We start from the raw sequence: 21,803 nt of genomic DNA, 5'->3' as shown, positions 1-21,803 counted from the left end.
GGACCGGGGGCAGGGGCCCGTCGCCGGACGTGGGAGGATCGGGGGTGGCGGGTCCGGGCCGCGCACCCGGGCTGCGTCGTAGCAGTTCCGGGCGCGAGCATGAGGAGCATCGTTGAGCAGGTTGCGCTGGCTGACCGCGGGAGAATCCCACGGACCCGCACTCGTCGCGACGCTGGAGGGTCTTCCCGCCGGCGTGCCGATCACCACGGAGATGGTGGCGGACGCGCTGGCCAGGCGACGGCTCGGCTATGGGCGCGGCGCCCGGATGAAGTTCGAGAAGGACGAGGTCACCTTCCTCGGCGGCGTACGGCACGGCCTCACCATGGGCGGCCCCGTCGCGATCATGGTGGGCAACACCGAGTGGCCCAAGTGGGAGAAGGTCATGTCGGCCGACCCGGTCGATCCCGAGGAGCTGGCGACGATGGCGCGCAACGCGCCGCTGACCCGCCCCCGCCCCGGCCACGCCGACCTTGCGGGCATGCAGAAGTACGCTCTGGACGAGGCCCGTCCGGTCCTGGAGCGCGCGAGTGCCCGGGAGACCGCGGCGCGGGTGGCGCTGGGCACGGTGGCCCGTTCGTACCTCAAGCAGACGACCGGCATCGAGATCGTCTCGCACGTCGTGGAGCTGGCGGCGGCGAAGGCTCCGTACGGTGTCCTGCCCGTCCCCTCCGACGAGGCGAAGCTCGACGAGGACCCGGTGCGGTGCCTGGACGCGGACGCGTCGAAGGCGATGGTCGCGGAGATCGACCAGGCCCACAAGGACGGCGACACCCTCGGTGGTGTGGTCGAGGTGCTGGCGTACAACGTGCCGGTGGGTCTTGGCTCCTTCACGCACTGGGACCGGCGGCTGGACTCCCGGCTGGCGGGTGCGCTGATGGGCATCCAGGCGATCAAGGGTGTCGAGGTCGGCGACGGCTTCGACCTGGCGCGGGTGCCGGGCTCGAAGGCGCACGACGAGATCGTGCCGACGGTGGACGGCGTGAAGCGTACAACCGGGCGGGCGGGCGGCACCGAGGGCGGCATGTCCACGGGCGAGCTGCTGCGCGTACGGGCGGCGATGAAGCCGATCGCGACGGTGCCGCGCGCGCTGGCGACGATCGACGTGGCGACCGGTGAGGTCGCTGCCGCGCACCACCAGCGCTCCGACGTGTGCGCGGTTCCGGCGGCGGGCATCGTGGCCGAGGCCATGGTGGCGCTGGTGCTGGCGGACGCGGTCGCCGAGAAGTTCGGCGGGGACAGCGTGGGGGAGACGCGGCGCAACGTGCAGTCGTACCTCGACAACCTCCAGATCCGGTGAGCGGCACTTCGAACGGGCCGAAGGTCGTACTGGTCGGGCCGATGGGGGTCGGGAAGACCACCGTCGGCGCGCTGCTCGCCGAGCGGCTCGGTGTCCCGCACCGGGACACCGACGCGGACATCGTCGCAGCTCAGGGCCGTGAGATCGCCGACATCTTCGTGGATGAGGGCGAGTCGTACTTCCGTGGGCTTGAGCGGGAGGCGGTGCGTACGGCCGTCGCCGAGCACGCGGGCGTGCTCGCCCTCGGCGGCGGGGCGATCCTCGACGAGTCGACCCGGGAGCTGCTCTCCGCGCATCCGGTTGTCTATTTGTCGATGGATGTCGAGGAGGCGGTGAAGCGCACCGGGCTGAACCAGGCCCGTCCGCTGCTCGCCGTCAATCCGCGCAAGCAGTGGCGTGAGCTGATGGAGGCCCGCCGCACCCTGTACACCGAAGTCGCCCGGGTGGTCGTCGCCACCGACGGGCGTACCCCCGAAGAGGTCGCCCAGGCGGTCCTGGACGCACTGGAGTTGAAGGACGCATGACCGAGCAGGTAGCAGCGCCGACGCGGATCACCGTCGGCGGCACGGACGGCACCGAGGCGTACGAGGTGCTGGTGGGGCGGCAGTTGCTGGGCGAGCTTCCCGGGCTGATCGGCAAGCAGGCCAAGCGGGTCGCCGTACTGCACCCCGAGGCCCTCGCCGAGACCGGTGAGGCGCTGCGCGCGGACCTCGCGGACCAGGGCTACGAGGTCATCGCGATCCAGCTGCCCAACGCCGAGGAGTCCAAGACCGTCGAGGTCGCGGCGTACTGCTGGAAGGCGCTGGGCCAGACCAACTTCACCCGCACCGATGTGATCGTCGGCGTCGGGGGAGGGGCCACGACCGATGTCGCGGGCTTCGTCGCGGCGACCTGGCTGCGCGGGGTGCGGTGGATCGCCGTACCGACGACCGTGCTCGGCATGGTGGACGCGGCCGTCGGCGGCAAGACCGGCATCAACACCGCCGAGGGCAAGAACCTCGTCGGGGCCTTCCACCCGCCGGCCGGGGTGCTGTGCGACCTGGCGGCGCTGGACTCGTTGCCGGTGAACGACTACGTGTCGGGGCTCGCGGAGATCATCAAGGCCGGGTTCATCGTGGACCCGGTGATCCTGGATCTGATCGAGGAGGACCCTCAGGCGGCGCGCACGCCTGCCGGGCCGCACACCGCCGAGTTGATCGAGCGTTCTATTCGGGTCAAGGCGGAGGTGGTGTCCGGGGACCTCAAGGAGGCCGGGCGCCGCGAGATCCTCAATTACGGCCACACCCTCGGCCACGCCATTGAGAAGAACGAACGTTACAACTGGCGGCACGGCGCGGCCGTGTCCGTGGGCATGGTCTTCGCCGCCGAACTCGGCCGGATCGCCGGCCGGTTGGACGACGCCACCGCCGACCGGCACCGGTCGATCCTGGAGTCGGTCGGGCTGCCGCTCACCTACCGGGGCGACCAGTGGCCGAAGCTGGTCGAGAACATGAAGGTCGACAAGAAGTCGCGCGGCGACCGCTTGCGCTTCATCGTCCTGGACGGGCTGGGCAAGCCGGTCGTCCTGGAGGGTCCCGACCCGGCGATGCTGCTGGCCGCACACGCAGAGATCGCGGCGTGAGCGGCGGCAGCGGCGGCCGCCAGGTGCGCGGTACGCGGTACGCGCGCCGGGTGTTCGTGCTGAACGGGCCGAACCTCGGGCGGCTCGGGTCGCGGGAGCCGGACGTGTACGGGGCGACCTCGTACGCCGGGCTGGTCGAGGCCTGCCAGGGGCTCGGCAAGGAACTGGGCCTCGAGGTCGAGGTCCGGGAGACCAACGACGAGGGCGAACTGATCCGCTGGCTGCACGAGGCGGCGGACGGCTCGATTCCGGTCGTGCTCAACCCGGGGGCCTTCACCCACTACTCGTACGGGATGCGGGACGCGGCGGCCCAGCGCACCGCCCCGCTGATCGAGGTGCACATCTCGAACCCGTACACCCGTGAGGAATTCCGGCACACCTCGGTCGTTGCCGCTGTTGCCAGTGGGACGATCGCGGGCTTCGGGATCGGGTCGTACCGGCTCGCACTGCGGGCGCTCGCGGAGGAACTCGACGGCTGAGACTGCCGTCTGACAGGGCAGGGCACTTAGGATCGCCCCCGGCCGTTCACCTGGTGAACGACGGGGGCGGTACCGTTCGAGGGTTCGACCCGGTCCTTTCGGGTCAGCATCACAACGGTTCCGGTGCGTCGAGTCGGTTTCGAATCGAGTCGGTTTCGACGCACCGGTCAGCCCGGCAACAGTCGCCTGTACGAGACGGAGTGGCACCGGATGCAGCACGTAGTGGGGGCGCCGCTGCCACCGCCGCACGGTTCTGGCCAGAGCTGGGCGGGGGGTGCCCCGCACCCGCCCGTCGGCCCGCCGGCACCGCAGGGGCCTCCGCTGCCGCCGCACACGCCGCCGCAGGGGCCCGTGCCGGGATTCACGGCGCCGCACGGCAATGGGAACGGGCACGGGCATGGTGCGCCCCAGCCCGGCACCGGCCCGCAGCACGCGCCCGTGCCGTCGGGGGCCAGGGACACCACCGGGCACATCCAGCTGCCGCCGGGCGGCCCCGTACCGCTGCCGCAGGCGCCGGGGGCGCAGGGGCACGCGGGCACGGGCAACACCACGCTCGCCGTGCTGCTCATAGGTCCGGCGGGGGCGGGCAAGACCACCGTGGCCAAGTACTGGGCGCAGAGCCGCCGGGTGCCGACGGCGCACATCAGCCTGGACGACGTGCGGGAGTGGGTGTGCTCCGGGTTCGCCGACCCGCAGTCCGGGTGGAACGACCACTCCGAGGCGCAGTACCGGCTGGCGCGGCGGACGTGCGGGTTCGCGGCGCGGAACTTTCTGGCGAACAACATTTCGTGCATCGTCGACGACGCGGTCTTCCCGGACTGGCCCGTGGTGGGGCTCGGGGGGTGGAAGCGGCACGTGGGGCCCGGGCTGCTGCCCGTGGTGCTGCTGCCGGGGCTCGAGGTCGTCCTGGAGCGGAACGCCAAGCGGAGCGGGAACCGGCGGCTCAGCGACGAGGAAGTCGCGCGGATCCATGGGCGGATGGCCGGGTGGTACGGGTCGGGGCTGCCCATCATCGACAACTCGCAGTTCGATGTGGCGACGACGGCGAGGCTGCTGGATGAGACGCTTGCGAGGGCGATGGCGAGTCCGCCGACGTGGTAGGCGGGGGCTTTCCGCCGCAGCCGACGCCTCGGCTGCCTGCGGCGTCGCTCCGGCCGTGCCCCCCTGTTTCCCTCGCCTCCTTGGGCGGCGGCCCTCTCCGCCCCAGCCCCCTTGGGCGGGCCTCCCCTTCCACCACCCCCGTGCCCTCGGGTGGCGGGGCCGCCCCCACCTCCCTCTCCCCAGCCCCCTTGGGCGGCGGGGCCGCCCCCCGGGGGCGGGACGGGCGGGCAAGGGGGCGGCCCCCTCGCTCCGGGCCCGCCCCGGCACCGGCCTCTGCCCGCACCTTCCGTGCCGGGTGCGCGCAGCCCCGGGGCTCTCGGGGCGCCTCCCCGTGCCGGGTACGTGAAGCTCCGGCCCGCTGGGCCAGGGGGTCCCCAGCCCCGCCCCTTCACCTAAAGCGCTCGCCGCGCGGCTGGGTGGGTGGCTGGGCGCGCAGTTCCCCGCGCCCCTGAAGGGGTGCGGAAAGGGAGCGGCCCGTATGGGCAGGGCGCGCCCGCGCGGCGGAGCCGCACATCGGAGCAGCCCCGCGCCCCTGACGGGGCGCTGTCTCGCCGCAGCGGAGTTGCGCAGCGGAACAGCCCCGCGCCCCTGAAGGGGCACGGAAGAGTCCGCGCAGCGGAGCCGCACAGTGGCCCCCGGTCGGACGCGCTCGGGCGGCGGGGTGGGGGTGGCGTACCTACGTTGAGGGCATGTCCGATGCGCATGGAGTTCGTCGTGGGCGGCTGCGCGATCGTGCGGCCGCCGCCGGGAGCGAGGCGGCGCTCGTTTCGAGGCCCGCCAACGTCCGTTATCTCGCCGGGAGCGCCCCGCCCGGGGCCGTGCTGCTCGTCGGGCCCGGGGGGCCGGAGAGCGATGTGCTGCTGTGTCCGCGTACGCCGGAGGGGACGCCCGTGGAGGGGCGGCCCGACGAGGCGCTCAGGGTCAGTGTGCTGCCCGTTCCCGGGGCGGATGCGGCTGTGGCGGCTGCCGGGTTCGCCGCGGCGGCAGGGGCCGGGTCGCTGGCCGTGGAGGAGCACCACCTGACCGTCGCCCGGTACCGGGCGCTCGGGTCGGTCGCCCCGCGGGTGCGGCTCGCGGAGCTGGGGGCCGCCGTCGAGCAGCAGCGGATCGTGAAGGATCAGGAGGAGATCGCGTGTCTGCGGACGGCTGCGGAGATCACTGATCAGGCGTTGGGGGAGTTGCTGGAGTCGATTCTGGTGGGCAGGACGGAGCGGCATCTCGCGTTGGAGCTGGAGCGGCGGCTCGTGGATCACGGGGCGGATGCGCCGGCTTTCGCGACGTCCGTCGGGACCGGGCCGAATTCGGGCCGAAGCGGGCATCGGCCGACCGATCGGCGGGTGGAGGAGGGGGATTTCCTGTCCGTGTGCCTCGGGGCCAATTTCCGGGGATACCGGTGCGAGATCGGGCGTACGTTCGTGATCGGGACCGCCCCCGCGGACTGGCAGATCGAGCTGTACGACCTGGTGTTCGCCGCGCAGAGGGCGGGGAGAGAGGCCCTCGCGCCCGGTGTCGAGTACCGGGAAGTGGACCGTGCGGCCCGGCAGGGACTGGAGGCCGCAGGGTACGGCGAAGCCCTTCCGGCGGCCACCGGACACGGCGTGGGGCTCGAAATCGTGGAGGACCCGCAGTTGGCACCGTCGGCCATGGGTAAACTGGACGCTTGTGTGCCGGTCACCGTCGAACCGGGGGTTCACCTCCCAGGTCGGGGCGGAGTCCGGATTGACGACACTCTCGTCGTACGCCCCGAGGCGGACGGCGGACCCGAGCTACTCACCATTACGACCAAAGAGCTCCTCGCGCTCTAGCCGAGGCGTTCCGTCGGTCGTTCCACCAGTCCAGGAGATTCCGCAACCGTGGCTTCCACGAACGACCTCAAGAACGGCATGGTGCTCAAGCTCGACGGAGGCCAGCTCTGGTCCGTCGTCGAGTTCCAGCACGTCAAGCCCGGCAAGGGCCCTGCCTTCGTGCGCACCAAGCTGAAGAGCGTCATGTCCGGCAAGGTCGTCGACAAGACGTTCAACGCCGGCACCAAGGTCGACACGGCCACCATCGACCGTCGCGACATGCAGTTCTCGTACATGGACGGCGACTACTTCGTCTTCATGGACATGGACACGTACGACCAGCTCATGGTCGACCGCAAGGCCGTCGGCAACACCGCCAACTTCCTCATCGAGGGCTTCACCGCCTCGGTCGCGCAGCACGAGGGCGAGGTGCTCTACGTCGAGCTCCCGGCCGCCGTCGAGCTGACCATCCAGCACACCGACCCGGGCGTGCAGGGCGACCGCTCCACCGGTGGCACCAAGCCCGCCACCCTGGAGACCGGTTACGAGATCGGCGTCCCGCTGTTCATCACGACCGGCGAGAAGATCAAGGTCGACACCCGCACGGGCGACTACCTCGGCCGGGTGAACAGCTAACCGTGGCCGCTCGCAACAACGCCCGCAAGCGCGCGTTCCAGATCCTCTTCGAGGCCGATCAGCGCGGCACGTCCGTGCAGAATGTCCTCGCGGACTGGGTCCGGCACTCGCGGAGCGACGAGCGACAGCCGCCGGTGACCGAATACACGATGGAGCTGGTCGAGGGGTACGCGCAGTACGCGCCCCGCATCGACGAGCTCATCGAGACCTATGCCGAGGGCTGGGACCTCGACCGCATGCCGGTCGTGGACCGCAACATCGTCCGGCTCGGTACGTACGAGCTGGTGTGGGTGGACGGGACCCCGGACGCCGTGGTGATCGACGAGGCGGTTCAGCTCGCCAAGGAGTTCTCCACCGACGAGTCCCCGTCGTTCGTGAACGGCCTCCTCGGCCGCTTCAAGGATTTGAAGCCGAAGCTGCGCCGCGAGGAGAGCTGACGCTCTCGGTGCGCGGAGTGCGCCGCTGAACGTAGGGCCTGCGGTACGGGTGACCCCGTACTGCAGGCCCTACGACGCGTCCGGGGCACCGCGCCTTATGGGCTCTGCGGGGCGGGGCCGGCGCCGGGGTGGGCCCGGAGCGAGAGGGGCCGCCCCCTTGCCCGCCCGTTCCGCCCCCTTGGGGCGGCCCCGTCGCCCAAGGGGGCTGGGGTGTGCCCCACGGGTACGGAAAAACCGCCGGGGGCGGTGGGAACCCCATGGTTCCCACCGCCCCCGGCGGTACGTTTCTTCTCTTGCGGCACCCGGCTTCCCGGGGTGCCGGTCAGACCTCTTCGTGCCCGACCGCGCGACGCGCGTCCGCGTCCAGGACGCCCCAGCTGATGAGCTGTTCGGTCAGGACCGAGGGCGACTGGTCGTAGATCACGGCCAGGGTGCGCAGGTCGTCCTGACGGATCGACAGCACCTTGCCGTTGTAGTCGCCGCGCTGCGACTGAATGGTGGCCGCGTACCGCTGGAGGGGGCCGGCCTTCTCCGCCGGAACGTGCGCGAGACGCTCCAGGTCGAGGCGCAGCTTCGGCGGCGGCTCGGCGGCACCGCCGGGGGTCGTGCCGGGCAGGAGCTCCTGGACGGGGACCCCGTAGAAGTCCGCCAGCTCGGCGAGGCGCTGCACGGTCACGGCACGGTCGCCGCGCTCGTACGAACCCACCACGACCGCCTTCCAACGGCCCTGGGACTTCTCCTCGACACCGTGGAGGGAAAGGCCCTGCTGGGTGCGGATGGCGCGGAGCTTGGCCCCGAGCTGCTTGGCGTATTCGCTGGACATAAAGCTCCCCGGACGCTGGAACATTGCGGCTCCGCCGCGTGGCTGGTAACTCACTGTGAGGTTACGCAGCGTTACTTGGCTGCGTCAAGCCGAACGGGTGGGAGCCCCGTGGGACAAGGGATCCAAGGGGTTCGCCACCCTGGGGGAGAGGCATTACGGGCCCCCTGGTACCGTGGAACACGCACATCCCGACGTCCTTTAAGAACCGTCCCGTGAGGCGGAGAAGGAGGTCCGTTTTTTATGGACACCAGTAACACGCTTAATTCCGGAATTTCCGGCGAAGGCGATGCGGCGCGGCCCGTTCTCGAAGGCCCCGACATCGCCCGGGTACTGACTCGTATCGCCCACGAAATCGTCGAACGCGCCAAGGGCGCCGACGATGTGGTGCTCCTCGGCATTCCGACCCGCGGTGTTTTCCTCGCCCGCCGGCTCGCCGCCAAGCTCGAAGAGATCACCGGCCGCCCGATGCCGGTCGGCTCCCTCGACATCACGATGTACCGCGACGACCTGCGGATGCGCCCCGCGCGTGCCCTGGCTCGTACGGAAATCCCCGGCGACGGCCTCGACGGCCGCCTGGTGGTCCTCGTCGACGACGTCCTCTTCTCCGGCCGCACCATCCGCGCCGCCCTCGACGCCCTGGGCGACCTCGGCCGCCCCCGCGCGGTCCAGCTCGCGGTCCTCGTCGACCGCGGCCACCGCGAACTGCCGATCCGCGCCGACTACGTCGGCAAGAACCTCCCCACGTCCCTGCGGGAGACGGTCAAGGTCCAGCTCGCCGAGGAGGACGGTCGCGACACCGTGCTGCTCGGTGTCAAGCAGACCGCCCCGGCCGACAGCAAGTAGCCCCTGCCGCCCCGTACGGCCCGCGATCCGGGTCGTAGGGACGCTGCTGCCTGCCGTCCTGCCTGCTGCCCACCTCCTCCGTACACCTGGAGAGAACCCCCGATGATGCGTCACCTCATCTCGGCCGCCGACCTCACCCGCGACGACGCCGTCCTGATCCTCGACACCGCCGAAGAGATGGCCCGGGTCGCCGACCGGCCCATCAAGAAGCTGCCCACGCTGCGCGGGCGGACCGTCGTCAATCTCTTCTTCGAGGACTCGACCCGGACCCGGATCTCCTTCGAGGCCGCCGAGAAGCGGCTCTCCGCGGACGTCATCAACTTCACCGCGAAGGGGTCGTCCGTCAGCAAGGGCGAGTCGCTCAAGGACACCGCGCAGACGCTGGAGGCCATGGGCGTCGACGCCGTCGTCATCCGGCACGGCGCGAGCGGGGCCCCGTACCGCCTCGCCACCTCCGACTGGATCGACGCGACCGTCATCAACGCCGGTGACGGCACCCACCAGCACCCCACCCAGGCCCTGCTGGACGCCTTCACCATGCGCCGCCGGCTGGTCGGGCGGGACGCGGGCCTCGGCCAGGACCTCGAAGGCAAGCGGATCACGCTCGTCGGCGACGTCCTGCACAGCCGGGTCGCGCGGTCGAACGTCGACCTGCTGCACACCCTCGGCGCCGAGGTCACCCTCGTCGCGCCGCCCACCCTGCTGCCGATCGGCGTCGAGAACTGGCCCGCCGAGGTCTCGTACGACATCGACAGCGTCCTCGCCAAGTCCGACGCGGTGATGATGCTCCGCGTCCAGCGCGAGCGCATGAACGCCGCCTTCTTCCCGACCGAGCGCGAATACTCGCGCAGGTACGGGCTGGACGGCGAGCGGATGGCGAAGATGCCCGAGCACGCCATCGTCATGCACCCCGGCCCGATGGTCCGCGGCATGGAGATCACCGCCGAGGTCGCCGACTCCGACCGCTGCACGGTCGTCGAGCAGGTCGCCAACGGAGTCTCCGTGCGGATGGCCGTCCTGTATCTGCTTCTCGGCGGCAACGAGTCCGCCGCCGCCCAGTAACACCCTTCGTACCGAGGAGAGCAAGAAATCATGAGCAAGACCCTGATCCGTGGTGCGAAGGTGCTGGGCGGCGAGGTCCAGGACGTCCTGATCGACGGCGAGACCATCGTCCAGGTCGGCAGCGGCCTGTCCGACGAGGGCGCCGAGGTTGTCGAGGCCGACGGCAAGGTCCTCCTGCCGGGTCTGGTCGACCTGCACACCCACCTGCGCGAGCCGGGCCGTGAGGACTCCGAGACCGTGCTGACCGGTACGCGGGCCGCCGCCTCCGGTGGTTACACCGCCGTCTTCGCGATGGCCAACACCTTCCCGGTCGCCGACACCGCCGGCGTGGTCGAGCAGGTCTACCGGCTCGGCAAGGAGTCCGGCTACTGCGACGTGCAGCCCATCGGCGCCGTCACCGTCGGCCTGGAGGGCAAGAAGCTCGCCGAGCTGGGGGCCATGCACGACTCGGCCGCCGGGGTGAAGGTCTTCTCCGACGACGGCAAGTGCGTCGACGACGCGGTCATCATGCGCCGCGCGCTGGAGTACGTGAAGGCATTCGGCGGCGTCGTCGCCCAGCACGCCCAGGAGCCCCGCCTCACCGAGGGCGCCCAGATGAACGAGGGCGTCGTCTCGGCCGAGCTGGGTCTGGGCGGCTGGCCGGCCGTCGCCGAGGAGTCGATCATCGCCCGTGATGTGCTGCTCGCCGAGCACGTCGGCTCGCGCGTGCACATCTGCCACCTGTCGACCGCCGGTTCGGTGGAGATCGTACGGTGGGCCAAGTCGCGCGGCATCGACGTGACCGCCGAGGTCACCCCGCACCACCTGCTGCTCACCGACGAGCTGGTCCGCTCGTACAACCCGGTCTACAAGGTGAACCCGCCGCTCCGTACGGAGAAGGACGTCCTGGCGCTCCGCGAGGCGCTGGCCGACGGCACGATCGACATCGTCGCCACCGACCACGCCCCGCACCCGCACGAGGACAAGGACTGCGAGTGGGCCGCCGCCGCCATGGGCATGGTCGGCCTGGAGACCGCCCTGTCCGTCGTCCAGCAGACGATGGTCGAGACGGGCCTGCTCGACTGGGCCGGTGTCGCCGAGCGCATGTCCGCCAAGCCCGCCGCCATCGGCCGCCTGGAGGGCCACGGCCGTCCGATCGCCGTCGGGGAGCCCGCGAACCTGACCCTTCTCGACGCCGCTTACCGTGGACAGGTGGACCCCGCGGGCTTCGCCTCCCGCAGCCGCAACACCCCCTACGAGGGCCGCGAGCTGCCGGGACGCGTCACCCACACCTTCCTGCGGGGCCGGGCAACGGTCGTGGACGGGAAACTCGCGTGACATCACTCCTCATCACCCTGGCAGCGGACGCCGAGCAGAAGTCGGCGGAGGTGACGAACTGGGCCGGACGCATCGGCTGGGTCGTCGGACTCGCCCTCTTCGTCGCCCTCGTCTACTGGCTGATGCGCCAGGGCTGGAAGTGGCGCGGCACCCTCCAGTCGGACCTGCCCGAGCTCCCCGAATCGCCGTCGGAGCCGGGTGAGGCGAAGCTGAGGATGAGCGGCCGGTACCACGGCTCCACGACCGCCGGGCAGTGGCTCGACCGGATCGTCGCCCACGGGCTCGGCACGCGCAGCCGGGCCGAGCTCACCCTGACCGACCAGGGGCTGGACGTCGTACGCCCCGGCGCGGACGACTTCTTCATCCCGCGCGCGCAGCTCGTCGAGGCCCGCCTCGACAAGGGCATCGCGGGCAAGGTCCTCGCGGAGGGCGGCCTCCTGGTCGTCACCTGGGAGCACGGGGAGAAGCAGCTCGACTCCGGCTTCCGCTCCGACAAGGCCGCCGAGCACGCGGCCTGGGTCGAGGCCATCAACACCATGAACAACGCAGTTACTACGGAAGGCACCGCACGATGACGATCTCCACCCGGGGAGCCGCACAGGCTCCCGCCGTACTCGTCCTGGAGGACGGCCGCAGCTTCCGCGGCCGCGCCTACGGGGCCGTGGGGGAGACCTTCGGCGAGGCGGTGTTCAACACCGGCATGACCGGCTACCAGGAGACCCTCACCGACCCCTCGTACCACCGCCAGGTCGTCGTGATGACCGCCCCGCACGTGGGCAACACCGGCGTCAACGACGAGGACGACGAGTCGGCGAAGATCTGGGTCGCCGGGTACGTGGTCCGCGACCCCGCCCGCATCCCGTCCAACTGGCGCTCGCAGCGCTCCCTGGACGACGAGCTGAGCAAGCAGGGCGTCGTCGGGATCTCCGGCATCGACACCCGCGCCCTCACCCGCCACCTGCGCGAGCGCGGCGCGATGCGCGTCGGCATCTTCTCCGGCGAGGCCCTGGCCGACGAGGCCACCCTCCTGGAGCGGGTCAAGCAGGCCCCGCAGATGAAGGGCGCCGACCTCTCCGCCGAGGTCGCCACCAAGGAGACGTACGTCGTCCCCGCCGTCGGTGAGAAGCGCTTCACCGTCGCCGCCATCGACCTCGGCATCAAGGGCATGACCCCGGCGCTGATGGCCGAGCGCGGCATCGAGGTCCACGTGATGCCCGCCACGGCCACCGCCGAGGACCTGTACGCCGTCGGCCCCGACGGTGTCTTCCTCTCCAACGGCCCCGGCGACCCGGCCACCGTCGACCTGACCGTCATCAAGGAGGTCCTCGCCAAGAAGACCCCCCTGTTCGGCATCTGCTTCGGCAACCAGATCCTCGGCCGCGCGCTCGGCTTCGGCACGTACAAGCTGAAGTACGGCCACCGCGGCATCAACCAGCCGGTGCAGGACCGCACCACCGGCAAGGTCGAGGTCACCGCGCACAACCACGGCTTCGCCGTCGACGCGCCCCTCGACAAGGTCTCGGACACGCCCTACGGCCGCGCCGAGGTCTCCCACGTCTGCCTGAACGACAACGTGGTGGAGGGCCTCCAGCTCCTCGACCAGCCCGCGTTCAGCGTCCAGTACCACCCCGAGGCAGCTGCGGGTCCGCACGACGCCGCGTACCTGTTCGACCGCTTCGTAACGCTCATGGAGGGCCAGCGTGCCTAAGCGCACCGATATCCAGTCCGTCCTGGTCATCGGCTCCGGCCCGATCGTCATCGGCCAGGCCGCGGAGTTCGACTACTCCGGCACCCAGGCCTGCCGCATCCTCAAGGCCGAGGGCCTGCGGGTCATCCTGGTCAACTCGAACCCCGCGACGATCATGACCGACCCGGAGATCGCCGACGCCACGTACGTCGAGCCGATCACCCCGGAGTACGTCGAGAAGATCATCGCCAAGGAGCGCCCCGACGCCCTCCTGCCCACCCTCGGCGGCCAGACCGCGCTCAACACCGCGATCTCCATGCACGAGCAGGGCGTCCTGGAGAAGTACGGCGTGGAGCTGATCGGCGCCAACGTCGAAGCCATCAACAAGGGCGAGGACCGCGACCTCTTCAAGGGCGTCGTCGAAGAGGTCCGCAAGAAGATCGGCCACGGCGAGTCCGCCCGCTCGGTCATCTGCCACTCCATGGACGACGTCCTCAAGGGCGTCGACACCCTCGGCGGCTACCCCGTCGTCGTCCGCCCCTCCTTCACCATGGGCGGCGCCGGCTCCGGCTTCGCCCACGACGAGGAGGAGCTGCGCCGCATCGCCGGACAGGGCCTCACGCTCTCCCCGACCACCGAGGTGCTCCTGGAGGAGTCCATCCTCGGCTGGAAGGAGTACGAGCTGGAGCTGATGCGCGACAAGAACGACAACGTCGTGGTCGTCTGCTCCATCGAGAACTTCGACCCGATGGGCGTCCACACCGGCGACTCGATCACCGTCGCCCCGGCGATGACGCTGACCGACCGCGAGTACCAGCGCCTGCGCGACATCGGCATCGCGATCATCCGCGAGGTCGGCGTCGACACCGGCGGCTGCAACATCCAGTTCGCGGTCAACCCCGACGACGGCCGCATCATCGTCATCGAGATGAACCCGCGCGTCTCGCGCTCCTCGGCGCTCGCGTCGAAGGCGACCGGCTTCCCGATCGCCAAGATCGCGGCCCGTCTCGCCGTCGGCTACACGCTGGACGAGATCCCCAACGACATCACCGAGAAGACGCCGGCCTCCTTCGAGCCGACCCTCGACTACGTCGTCGTGAAGGTCCCGCGCTTCGCCTTCGAGAAGTTCCCGGCCGCCGACGCCACCCTCACCACCACCATGAAGTCGGTGGGCGAGGCCATGGCCATCGGCCGCAACTTCACCGAGGCCCTCAACAAGGCGCTGCGCTCGCTGGAGAAGAAGGGCAGCCAGTTCACCTTCGTCGGCGAGCCCGGCGACAAGGCCGAGCTGCTCGAAATCTCCAAGGTCCCCACCGACGGCCGCATCAACACCGTCATGCAGGCCATCCGGGCCGGTGCAACCCAGGAAGAGGTCTTCGACGCCACGAAGATCGACCCCTGGTTCGTCGACCAGCTGTTCCTGATCAAGGAGTACGCGGACGAGCTGGCCGCCGCCGACAAGCTCGACCCCGAGCTGCTCGCCGACGCCAAGCGCCACGGCTTCTCCGACGTGCAGATCGCCGAGATCCGCGGCCTGCGCGAGGACGTCGTCCGTGAGGTCCGGCACGCGCTGGGCGTGCGCCCGGTCTACAAGACGGTCGACACCTGCGCCGCCGAGTTCGCCGCCAAGACCCCGTACTTCTACTCCTCGTACGACGAGGAGAGCGAGGTCGCGCCGCGCGAGAAGCCCGCAGTGATCATCCTGGGCTCCGGCCCGAACCGTATCGGCCAGGGCATCGAGTTCGACTACTCCTGCGTCCACGCCTCCTTCGCGCTCAGCGACGCGGGCTACGAGACCGTGATGGTCAACTGCAACCCGGAGACCGTCTCCACCGACTACGACACCTCCGACCGCCTGTACTTCGAGCCGCTGACGCTCGAAGACGTGCTGGAGATCGTCCACGCGGAGTCCCTCGCGGGCCCCATCGCCGGTGTCGTCGTCCAGCTCGGCGGCCAGACCCCCCTCGGTCTCGCCCAGGCGCTCAAGGACAACGGCGTGCCCGTCGTCGGCACCCCGCCGGAGGCCATCCACGCCGCCGAGGACCGCGGCGCCTTCGGCCGCGTGCTCGCCGAGGCCGGTCTGCCGGCCCCCAAGCACGGCACCGCGACCACCTTCTCCGAGGCCAAGGCCATCGCCGACGAGATCGGCTACCCCGTCCTCGTCCGCCCGTCGTACGTGCTCGGCGGCCGCGGCATGGAGATCGTCTACGACGAGACCCGCCTCTCCTCCTACATCGAGGAGTCCACCGAGATCAGCCCGGACCGCCCGGTCCTGGTCGACCGTTTCCTCGACGACGCGATCGAGATCGACGTCGACGCCCTCTACGACGGCACCGAGCTCTACCTCGGCGGCGTCATGGAGCACATCGAGGAAGCCGGCATCCACTCCGGCGACTCCGCCTGCGCGCTGCCCCCGATCACCCTCGGCGGCCACGACATAAAGCGCCTGCGCGCCTCCACCGAGGCCATCGCCAAGGGCGTCGGCGTGCGCGGACTGATCAACATCCAGTTCGCCATGGCCGGGGACATCCTGTACGTCCTGGAAGCCAACCCGCGCGCCTCGCGCACCGTCCCCTTCACCTCGAAGGCGACCGCGGTGCCGCTGGCCAAGGCCGCCGCCCGCATCTCGCTGGGCGCCACCGTCGCCGAACTGCGCGCCGAGGGCATGCTCCCGGCCACCGGCGACGGCGGCACGCTGCCGCAGGACGCGCCGATCTCCGTCAAGGAGGCCGTGATGCCGTGGAGCCGCTTCCGCGACATGCACGGACGCGGCGTCGACACGGTCCTCGGCCCGGAGATGCGCTCCACCGGCGAGGTCATGGGCATCGACTCGGTCTTCGGCACGGCGTACGCCAAGTCGCAGGCCGGCGCGTACGGCCCGCTGCCCACCAAGGGCCGCACCTTCATCTCGGTCGCCAACCGCGACAAGCGCTCGATGATCTTCCCGGCCCGCGAGCTGGTCGCCCACGGCTTCGAGCTGCTGGCCACCTCCGGCACGGCCGAGGTCCTCAAGCGCAACGGCATCAACGCCACCGTCGTGCGCAAGCAGTCCGAGGGCGAGGGCCCCAACGGCGAGAAGACCATCGTCCAGCTGATCCACGACGGTGAGGTCGACCTCATCATCAACACTCCGTACGGCACGGGCGGCCGCCTCGACGGCTACGAGATCCGTACGGCCGCTGTCTCCCGCGGCGTCCCCTGCCTCACCACGGTCCAGGCGCTCGCCGCCGCCGTGCAGGGCATCGACGCGCTCAACAGCGGAGACGTCGGAGTCCGCTCCCTCCAGGAACACGCGGAACATCTGATCGCGGCCCGCGAGGACTAGCCGCCACAGAGGGGGACACCAGAAGCATTCGGTGTCCCCCTCTTCGCGAGCCCCCTCACCCAGACTTCTGCGAAGGCACCCATGTACAAGTTCTTCTTCAACCTCGTCTTCAAGCGGATGGACCCCGAGAAGGCCCACTATCTGGCCTTCCGCTGGATCCGCCTGGCCGCCCGCATTCCTGTTTTGCGTACGTTCGTGGCCGCCGCCCTCGCGCCCCGCTACAAGGAGCTGCGCACCGAGGCACTCGGCCTGCGCATGCACGGCCCCTTCGGCCTCGCCGCCGGCTTCGACAAGAACGCGGTCGCCATCGACGGCATGACGATGCTCGGCTTCGACCACATCGAGATCGGCACCGTCACCGCCCAGCCGCAGCCCGGCAACCCCAAGAAGCGCCTCTTCCGCCTGATCGCGGACCGTGCGCTCATCAACCGCATGGGCTTCAACAACGAGGGCTCCGAGGCCGTCGCCGCGCGCCTGGCGGCCCGCAACCCGGTCTTCAAGGCCACGGTCGGCGTCAACATCGGCAAGACCAAGGTCGTCCCGGAGGAGGAAGCGGTCGGCGACTACGTGACGTCCACCGAGCGCCTCGCCGCCCACGCCGACTACCTCGTCGTCAACGTCTCCTCCCCGAACACCCCCGGCCTGCGCAACCTCCAGGCCACGGAGTCCCTGCGTCCGCTGCTCACCGCCGTCCGGGAAGCAGCCGACCGCACGGTCACCGACCGCCGCGTCCCGCTCCTGGTCAAGATCGCCCCGGACCTCGCGGACGAGGACGTCGACGCGGTCGCCGACCTGGCCCTGGAGCTGGGCCTCGACGGCATCATCGCCACCAACACGACGATCGCCCGCGAGAGCCTCGGCCTGAAGTCCTCCCCGGACCTCTGCAAGGAGACCGGCGGCCTCTCCGGCGCACCCGTCAAGGCGCGCTCCCTGGAGGTCCTGCGCCGCCTGTACGCCCGCGTGGGCGACGACCTCACCCTCATCGGGGTGGGCGGCATCGAGAACGCCGAGGACGCCTGGCAGCGCATCCTCGCGGGCGCCACCCTCATCCAGGGCTACAGCGCCTTCATCTACGAGGGCCCCTTCTACGCCCGCGCCCTCCACAAGGGCCTGGCCGCGCGCCTCGCCAACAGCCCGTACAAGACCCTCGCCGAGGCCGTCGGCGCAGACACCAAGAAGGCCGCCGCATGACTGTGATCCCCTTCGGTACCCGACTCCGTAAGGCCATGGACACCCGCGGCCCCCTCTGCGTCGGCATCGACCCGCACGCCTCCCTCCTCGACGCCTGGGGCCTGGACGACGACATCAAGGGCCTGGAGACCTTCACCCGCACCGTCGTCGAGGCACTGGCCGACCGGGTCGCCGTCCTCAAGCCGCAGTCCGCGTTCTTCGAGCGCTTCGGCTCGCGCGGCATCGCCGTCCTGGAGAAGGCCGTCGAGGAGTCCCGCGCCGCCGGGGCCCTGGTCCTGATGGACGCCAAGCGCGGCGACATCGGCTCCACCATGGGCGCGTACGCCGCCACCTACCTGGACCCGGCCTCCCCGCTCTTCTCCGACGCGGTGACCGTCTCCCCGTACCTCGGCTTCGGCTCGCTGCGCCCCGCGCTGGACCTCGCCAAGGAGAACGGCGCGGGCGTCTTCGTGCTCGCCCTCACCTCGAACCCCGAGGGCGCCGAGGTGCAGCGCGCCACCGCCGCCGACGGGCGCTCGCTGGCCCAGCTGATGCTGGACCACATGGCCGCCGAGAACGCCGGCGCGGACCCGATGGGCTCCGTCGGCGCGGTCGTCGGCGCGACCCTGGGCGACGCGGGCGCGGACCTCGCGATCAACGGCCCGCTGCTCGCCCCCGGCATCGGCGCCCAGGGCGCGACCCCGGCCGACCTTCCGGGCGTCTTCGGCGCGGCGGTGGGCAACGTCGTACCGAGCGTGAGCCGGGGCGTACTCCGTCACGGACCGGACCTGACCGGACTGAGGGATTCCGCACAGCGCTTCGCGGACGAGGTGCGCGAGGCGGTCTCCGGGGCCTGAGGGGCTCGTCGGAGGGTGCACGGAAGCCCTGAGGGCGCGGACCGGAACCGGGTTCGCGCCCTTCGTGCGTCGGGCCCGGGCGCGATGTTGACGAAATCCTTACCCGAAACCAGGGTGATATGGGGCAAATGTCCTGGTCGTCTGAGGCTGACCAGGACTTTTAGTCCGTTCTCACTGACGGGAGCGGCCAACCCCGCTAGTCTCCGACGAGAGCAAACGCACAGCTCCACCGTGTGTTTGGTCACCGCGTGCGGGGTTACTAGCTCTGCGCCGGTCCGTATCCGACAGTTCGACATCCGAGGTGACGTAGGCGTGGCTCTTCCGCCCCTTACCCCTGAACAGCGCGCAGCCGCGCTCGAAAAGGCCGCCGCGGCTCGCCGGGAGCGGGCCGAGGTCAAGAATCGACTCAAGCACTCCGGCGCTTCCCTCCACGAGGTCATCAAGCAGGGCCAGGAGAACGACGTCATCGGGAAGATGAAGGTCTCCGCTCTCCTTGAGTCCCTGCCCGGCGTGGGCAAGGTCCGTGCCAAGCAGATCATGGAGCGGCTCGGCATCTCCGAGAGCCGTCGCGTGCGCGGTCTCGGCTCCAACCAGATCGCATCCCTGGAGCGCGAGTTCGGCGGCAGCCCGGCCTGACCGTCCCCCTGGGACGGCCGGTTCGGACTCCCCGTCCGCGCACACGGCGATTGACTCGCGGTCCGGGCACGCCCGGGAAGCTGGAATAATCGCTCCATGGCTGCAACATCCCGGGGGACGTCCCCCGTACCCCCGGACGTACGTCCGCGGCTGACCGTGCTCTCCGGCCCCTCCGGGGTCGGCAAGAGCACGGTCGTGTCGCATATGCGCAAGGTCCACCCCGAGGTCTGGCTCTCCGTGTCGGCCACCACCCGCAAGCCGCGGCCCGGTGAGAAGCACGGTGTGCACTACTTCTTCGTCACCGACGAGGAGATGGACAAGCTGATCGCCAACGGCGAGCTGCTGGAGTGGGCCGAGTTCGCGGGCAACCGCTACGGCACCCCGCGCAACGCGGTCGTCGAGCGCCTGGAGGCCGGCGAGCCCGTCCTCCTGGAGATCGAGCTCGAAGGTGCCCGCCAGGTCAAGGAGTCGATGTCGGACTCCCAGCTGGTCTTTCTCGCCCCGCCGAACTGGGACGAACTGGTCCGCCGCCTCACCGGGCGCGGCACCGAGTCGGCCGAGGTCATCGAGCGCCGGCTGGCCGCCGCCAAGATCGAACTGGCCGCCGAGTCCGAGTTCGACACCACCCTTGTCAACACCTCCGTCGAGGACGTAGCACGCGAGCTGCTAGCCTTGATGGAAGTTGTTTGATCTTTGTCCACTTTTTCGGGCGCCCCAGAAGACCGGTCCTCCGGGAAGCCGGGTATCCCGGAAGTTTTCGGAAGGTAGAGCGTGTCCTCTTCCATCACCACGCCCGAGGGCATCATCAACCCGCCGATCGATGAGCTGCTTGAGGCCACGGACTCCAAGTACAGCCTCGTGATCTACGCGGCCAAGCGCGCGCGTCAGATCAACGCGTACTACTCCCAGCTCGGCGAGGGCCTGCTGGAGTACGTCGGTCCGCTGGTGGACACCCACGTCCACGAGAAGCCCCTCTCGATCGCCCTGCGTGAGATCAACGCGGGTCTGCTGACGTCCGAGGCCATCGAGGGCCCCGCGCAGTAGGCACTATCTGGCACCTTCACCACAGGCCCGACGGGACTCCCGTCGGGCCTGTGGTGTGTGATGGTCCTGTACGAATCCGAAGAGTGCGGGGAGTCGCAGTGGTGGAGAAGCCGAAGGTCGTCCTGGGAGTCAGCGGGGGCATCGCCGCGTACAAGGCGTGCGAGCTGCTGCGCCGGCTGACCGAGTCCGGCCACGACGTACGGGTCGTGCCGACCGAGGCGTCCCTGCACTTCGTGGGCGCGGCCACCTGGTCGGCCCTGTCCGGCAACCCGGTCTCCACCGAGGTCTGGGACTCCGTCCACGAGGTCCCGCACGTGCGCATCGGCCAGCACGCCGACCTCGTCGTCGTCGCCCCCGCCACCGCCGACATGCTGGCCAAGGCCGCGCACGGCCTCGCCGACGACCTCCTCACCAACACCCTCCTCACCGCCCGCTGTCCGGTGCTCTTCGCCCCGGCCATGCACACGGAGATGTGGGAGCACCCGGCCACCCAGGAGAACGTCGCCACGCTGCGCCGCCGGGGCGCGGTCGTCCTGGAGCCCGCCGTGGGCCGCCTGACCGGCGTCGACACCGGCAAGGGCCGCTTCCCGGACCCGGTCGAGATCTTCGAGACCTGCCGGCGCGTCCTGGCGCGCGGGGTCGCGGAACCCGACCTCACCGGCCGCCACGTCGTCATCAGCGCGGGCGGCACCCGCGAGCCGCTGGACCCGGTCCGCTACCTGGGGAACCGATCCTCCGGCAAGCAGGGGTACGCGCTCGCGCGCACCGCCCTGGCGCGCGGCGCACGGGTCACGCTCATCGAGGCGAACACCGGCCTGCCCGACCCGGCGGGCGCCGACATCGTGCGCGTGGGCACCGCCGTGCAGCTCCGCGAGGCGGTCCTGAAGGCCGCCGCCGACGCGGACGCGGTGGTGATGGCCGCGGCCGTGGCCGACTTCCGCCCCGAGACGTACGCCACAGGAAAGATCAAGAAGCAGGACGGCCAGGAGCCCGCACCGGTCGCCCTCGTCCGCAACCCGGACATCCTCGCCGAGGTCGCGGGCGGCGGCACCGGCGCCCGGCTGCGCCCCGGTCAGGTGGTGGTCGGATTCGCCGCCGAGACCGACGACGTACTCGCCAACGGGCGCAAGAAGCTCCAGCGGAAGGGCTGCGACCTCCTCGTCGTCAACGAGGTGGGGGAGCGCAAGACCTTCGGCTCGGAGGAGAACGAGGCGGTCGTGCTCGCGACGGACGGGGCGGAGACGCCCGTTCCGTACGGTCCCAAGGAAACGCTGGCGGATGTCGTGTGGGACTTGGTCGTCCCTCGTCTGGGACCTGAGTCCGCCTAGTGCATCCCTCGCCCCCCGGAGGAACCTCCGGGGGGTCTCCAGGACCTCTCCGGGGGAGAAAATGCCGCTAATTGGCCATTTTCGACCCCTCTCCCCGCCGTTTTGTCGTACCGCACGAGGCAGTGCCTCGGATCACACAATTGCCATTCGGTGAGACACGTGGTCCAGCGGGCGGGCGCGACCGATAAAGTGGTCGCGGACCGACGCCGGGCGCAGCTCCCGGCAGGTCCGCCAATGATCAGCCAGCAGCCGCTGCAACCCCAGGGAGCGTTGTGTCCCGTCGTCTCTTCACCTCGGAGTCTGTGACCGAGGGCCACCCCGACAAGATCGCTGACCAGATCAGCGACACGATTCTC

At 70.5% G+C, this 21,803-nt stretch carries 22 protein-coding genes; 21 read left to right on the top strand and 1 reads right to left on the bottom strand.

The window, feature by feature from the left end; all coding sequences use genetic code 11:
• Positions 1 to 112 precede the first annotated feature (112 nt).
• The 8 genes from aroC (at position 113) to nusB (ending at position 7,355) form a co-directional block, all read left to right on the top strand.
• Positions 113 to 1,297, top strand: a complete 1,185-nt coding sequence (aroC, locus tag IE269_RS35215) for a chorismate synthase (protein WP_189827355.1) — start codon at positions 113 to 115, stop codon at positions 1,295 to 1,297.
• Positions 1,298 to 1,338: 41 nt separating this feature from the next.
• Complete coding sequence (locus tag IE269_RS35210) at positions 1,339 to 1,821, top strand: shikimate kinase (protein ID WP_189827477.1); 483 nt, start codon at positions 1,339 to 1,341, stop codon at positions 1,819 to 1,821.
• Entirely contained in the window at positions 1,818 to 2,918 is a 1,101-nt protein-coding gene (gene aroB, locus IE269_RS35205) for a 3-dehydroquinate synthase (RefSeq protein WP_189827354.1), read from the top strand. Before IE269_RS35210 ends, aroB begins: the two co-directional genes overlap by 4 nt.
• Positions 2,915 to 3,397, top strand: a complete 483-nt coding sequence (gene aroQ, locus IE269_RS35200; RefSeq protein ID WP_229898121.1) for a type II 3-dehydroquinate dehydratase — start codon at positions 2,915 to 2,917, stop codon at positions 3,395 to 3,397. Before aroB ends, aroQ begins: the two co-directional genes overlap by 4 nt.
• A 210-nt stretch (positions 3,398 to 3,607) precedes the next feature.
• Positions 3,608 to 4,498, top strand: coding sequence for a Pro-rich N-terminal domain-containing protein (locus tag IE269_RS35195; RefSeq protein WP_189827353.1), 891 nt, complete (start codon positions 3,608 to 3,610; stop codon positions 4,496 to 4,498).
• A 689-nt stretch (positions 4,499 to 5,187) separates the two neighbouring features.
• A complete protein-coding gene (locus IE269_RS35190) occupies positions 5,188 to 6,303 on the top strand; it encodes a M24 family metallopeptidase (RefSeq protein WP_189827352.1) in 1,116 nt (371 codons plus the stop codon).
• A gap of 48 nt (positions 6,304 to 6,351) precedes the next feature.
• On the top strand, positions 6,352 to 6,918 hold the full coding sequence (efp, locus tag IE269_RS35185) for an elongation factor P (protein ID WP_189827351.1): 567 nt from the start codon (positions 6,352 to 6,354) through the stop codon (positions 6,916 to 6,918).
• A gap of 2 nt (positions 6,919 to 6,920) precedes the next feature.
• On the top strand, positions 6,921 to 7,355 hold the full coding sequence (gene nusB, locus IE269_RS35180; protein WP_189827350.1) for a transcription antitermination factor NusB: 435 nt from the start codon (positions 6,921 to 6,923) through the stop codon (positions 7,353 to 7,355).
• Between the two features lie 322 nt (positions 7,356 to 7,677).
• On the opposite strand, the gene bldD is transcribed toward nusB, so the two are convergent.
• Entirely contained in the window at positions 7,678 to 8,178 is a 501-nt protein-coding gene (bldD, locus tag IE269_RS35175; protein ID WP_185030598.1) for a transcriptional regulator BldD, read from the bottom strand.
• Between the two features lie 240 nt (positions 8,179 to 8,418).
• Here bldD and pyrR point away from each other — a divergent pair, with 240 nt between their 5' ends.
• From pyrR to IE269_RS35110, 13 genes are all read left to right on the top strand, one after another.
• Positions 8,419 to 9,021 carry a bifunctional pyr operon transcriptional regulator/uracil phosphoribosyltransferase PyrR gene (pyrR, locus tag IE269_RS35170; RefSeq protein ID WP_189827349.1) on the top strand — a complete coding sequence of 201 codons (603 nt, stop codon included), beginning with the start codon at positions 8,419 to 8,421 and terminating at the stop codon, positions 9,019 to 9,021.
• Between the two features lie 102 nt (positions 9,022 to 9,123).
• Complete coding sequence (locus IE269_RS35165) at positions 9,124 to 10,083, top strand: aspartate carbamoyltransferase catalytic subunit (protein WP_189827348.1); 960 nt, start codon at positions 9,124 to 9,126, stop codon at positions 10,081 to 10,083.
• Positions 10,084 to 10,113: 30 nt separating this feature from the next.
• Positions 10,114 to 11,400, top strand: a complete 1,287-nt coding sequence (locus IE269_RS35160; protein WP_189827347.1) for a dihydroorotase — start codon at positions 10,114 to 10,116, stop codon at positions 11,398 to 11,400.
• Positions 11,397 to 11,975 (top strand): PH-like domain-containing protein, encoded by a 579-nt coding sequence (locus IE269_RS35155; protein ID WP_189827346.1) that lies wholly within the window; start codon positions 11,397 to 11,399, stop codon positions 11,973 to 11,975. The genes IE269_RS35160 and IE269_RS35155 overlap by 4 nt, the downstream gene beginning before the upstream one ends.
• On the top strand, positions 11,972 to 13,108 hold the full coding sequence (gene carA, locus IE269_RS35150) for a glutamine-hydrolyzing carbamoyl-phosphate synthase small subunit (RefSeq protein ID WP_189827345.1): 1,137 nt from the start codon (positions 11,972 to 11,974) through the stop codon (positions 13,106 to 13,108). The genes IE269_RS35155 and carA overlap by 4 nt, the downstream gene beginning before the upstream one ends.
• Positions 13,101 to 16,412 (top strand): carbamoyl-phosphate synthase large subunit, encoded by a 3,312-nt coding sequence (carB, locus tag IE269_RS35145; protein WP_189827344.1) that lies wholly within the window; start codon positions 13,101 to 13,103, stop codon positions 16,410 to 16,412. Before carA ends, carB begins: the two co-directional genes overlap by 8 nt.
• An 81-nt stretch (positions 16,413 to 16,493) precedes the next feature.
• Positions 16,494 to 17,603 (top strand): quinone-dependent dihydroorotate dehydrogenase, encoded by a 1,110-nt coding sequence (locus IE269_RS35140; RefSeq protein ID WP_189827343.1) that lies wholly within the window; start codon positions 16,494 to 16,496, stop codon positions 17,601 to 17,603.
• Complete coding sequence (gene pyrF, locus IE269_RS35135) at positions 17,600 to 18,439, top strand: orotidine-5'-phosphate decarboxylase (RefSeq protein WP_189827342.1); 840 nt, start codon at positions 17,600 to 17,602, stop codon at positions 18,437 to 18,439. Before IE269_RS35140 ends, pyrF begins: the two co-directional genes overlap by 4 nt.
• A 312-nt stretch (positions 18,440 to 18,751) precedes the next feature.
• Positions 18,752 to 19,075 (top strand): integration host factor, encoded by a 324-nt coding sequence (locus IE269_RS35130; RefSeq protein ID WP_003970367.1) that lies wholly within the window; start codon positions 18,752 to 18,754, stop codon positions 19,073 to 19,075.
• A 96-nt stretch (positions 19,076 to 19,171) separates the two neighbouring features.
• Positions 19,172 to 19,765: a guanylate kinase gene (gene gmk / locus IE269_RS35125; RefSeq protein WP_189827341.1), complete on the top strand. Its 594-nt coding sequence runs from the start codon at positions 19,172 to 19,174 to the stop codon at positions 19,763 to 19,765.
• Between the two features lie 81 nt (positions 19,766 to 19,846).
• Positions 19,847 to 20,119 (top strand): DNA-directed RNA polymerase subunit omega, encoded by a 273-nt coding sequence (rpoZ, locus tag IE269_RS35120; RefSeq protein WP_003970369.1) that lies wholly within the window; start codon positions 19,847 to 19,849, stop codon positions 20,117 to 20,119.
• 101 nt (positions 20,120 to 20,220) lie between these two features.
• Entirely contained in the window at positions 20,221 to 21,447 is a 1,227-nt protein-coding gene (gene coaBC, locus IE269_RS35115; protein ID WP_189827475.1) for a bifunctional phosphopantothenoylcysteine decarboxylase/phosphopantothenate--cysteine ligase CoaBC, read from the top strand.
• A gap of 272 nt (positions 21,448 to 21,719) precedes the next feature.
• Positions 21,720 to 21,803: S-adenosylmethionine synthetase N-terminal domain-containing protein (locus IE269_RS35110; RefSeq protein WP_189823287.1), on the top strand; the 84-nt coding region annotated here is incomplete at its 3' end.

Origin of the sequence: Streptomyces spiroverticillatus (assembly GCA_014650415.1) — a bacterium.
GTDB lineage: Bacteria > Actinomycetota > Actinomycetes > Streptomycetales > Streptomycetaceae > Streptomyces > Streptomyces spiroverticillatus.
Note: the sequence above shows the minus strand (reverse complement) of the source record. Positions and strands in the feature narration are given on the sequence as shown.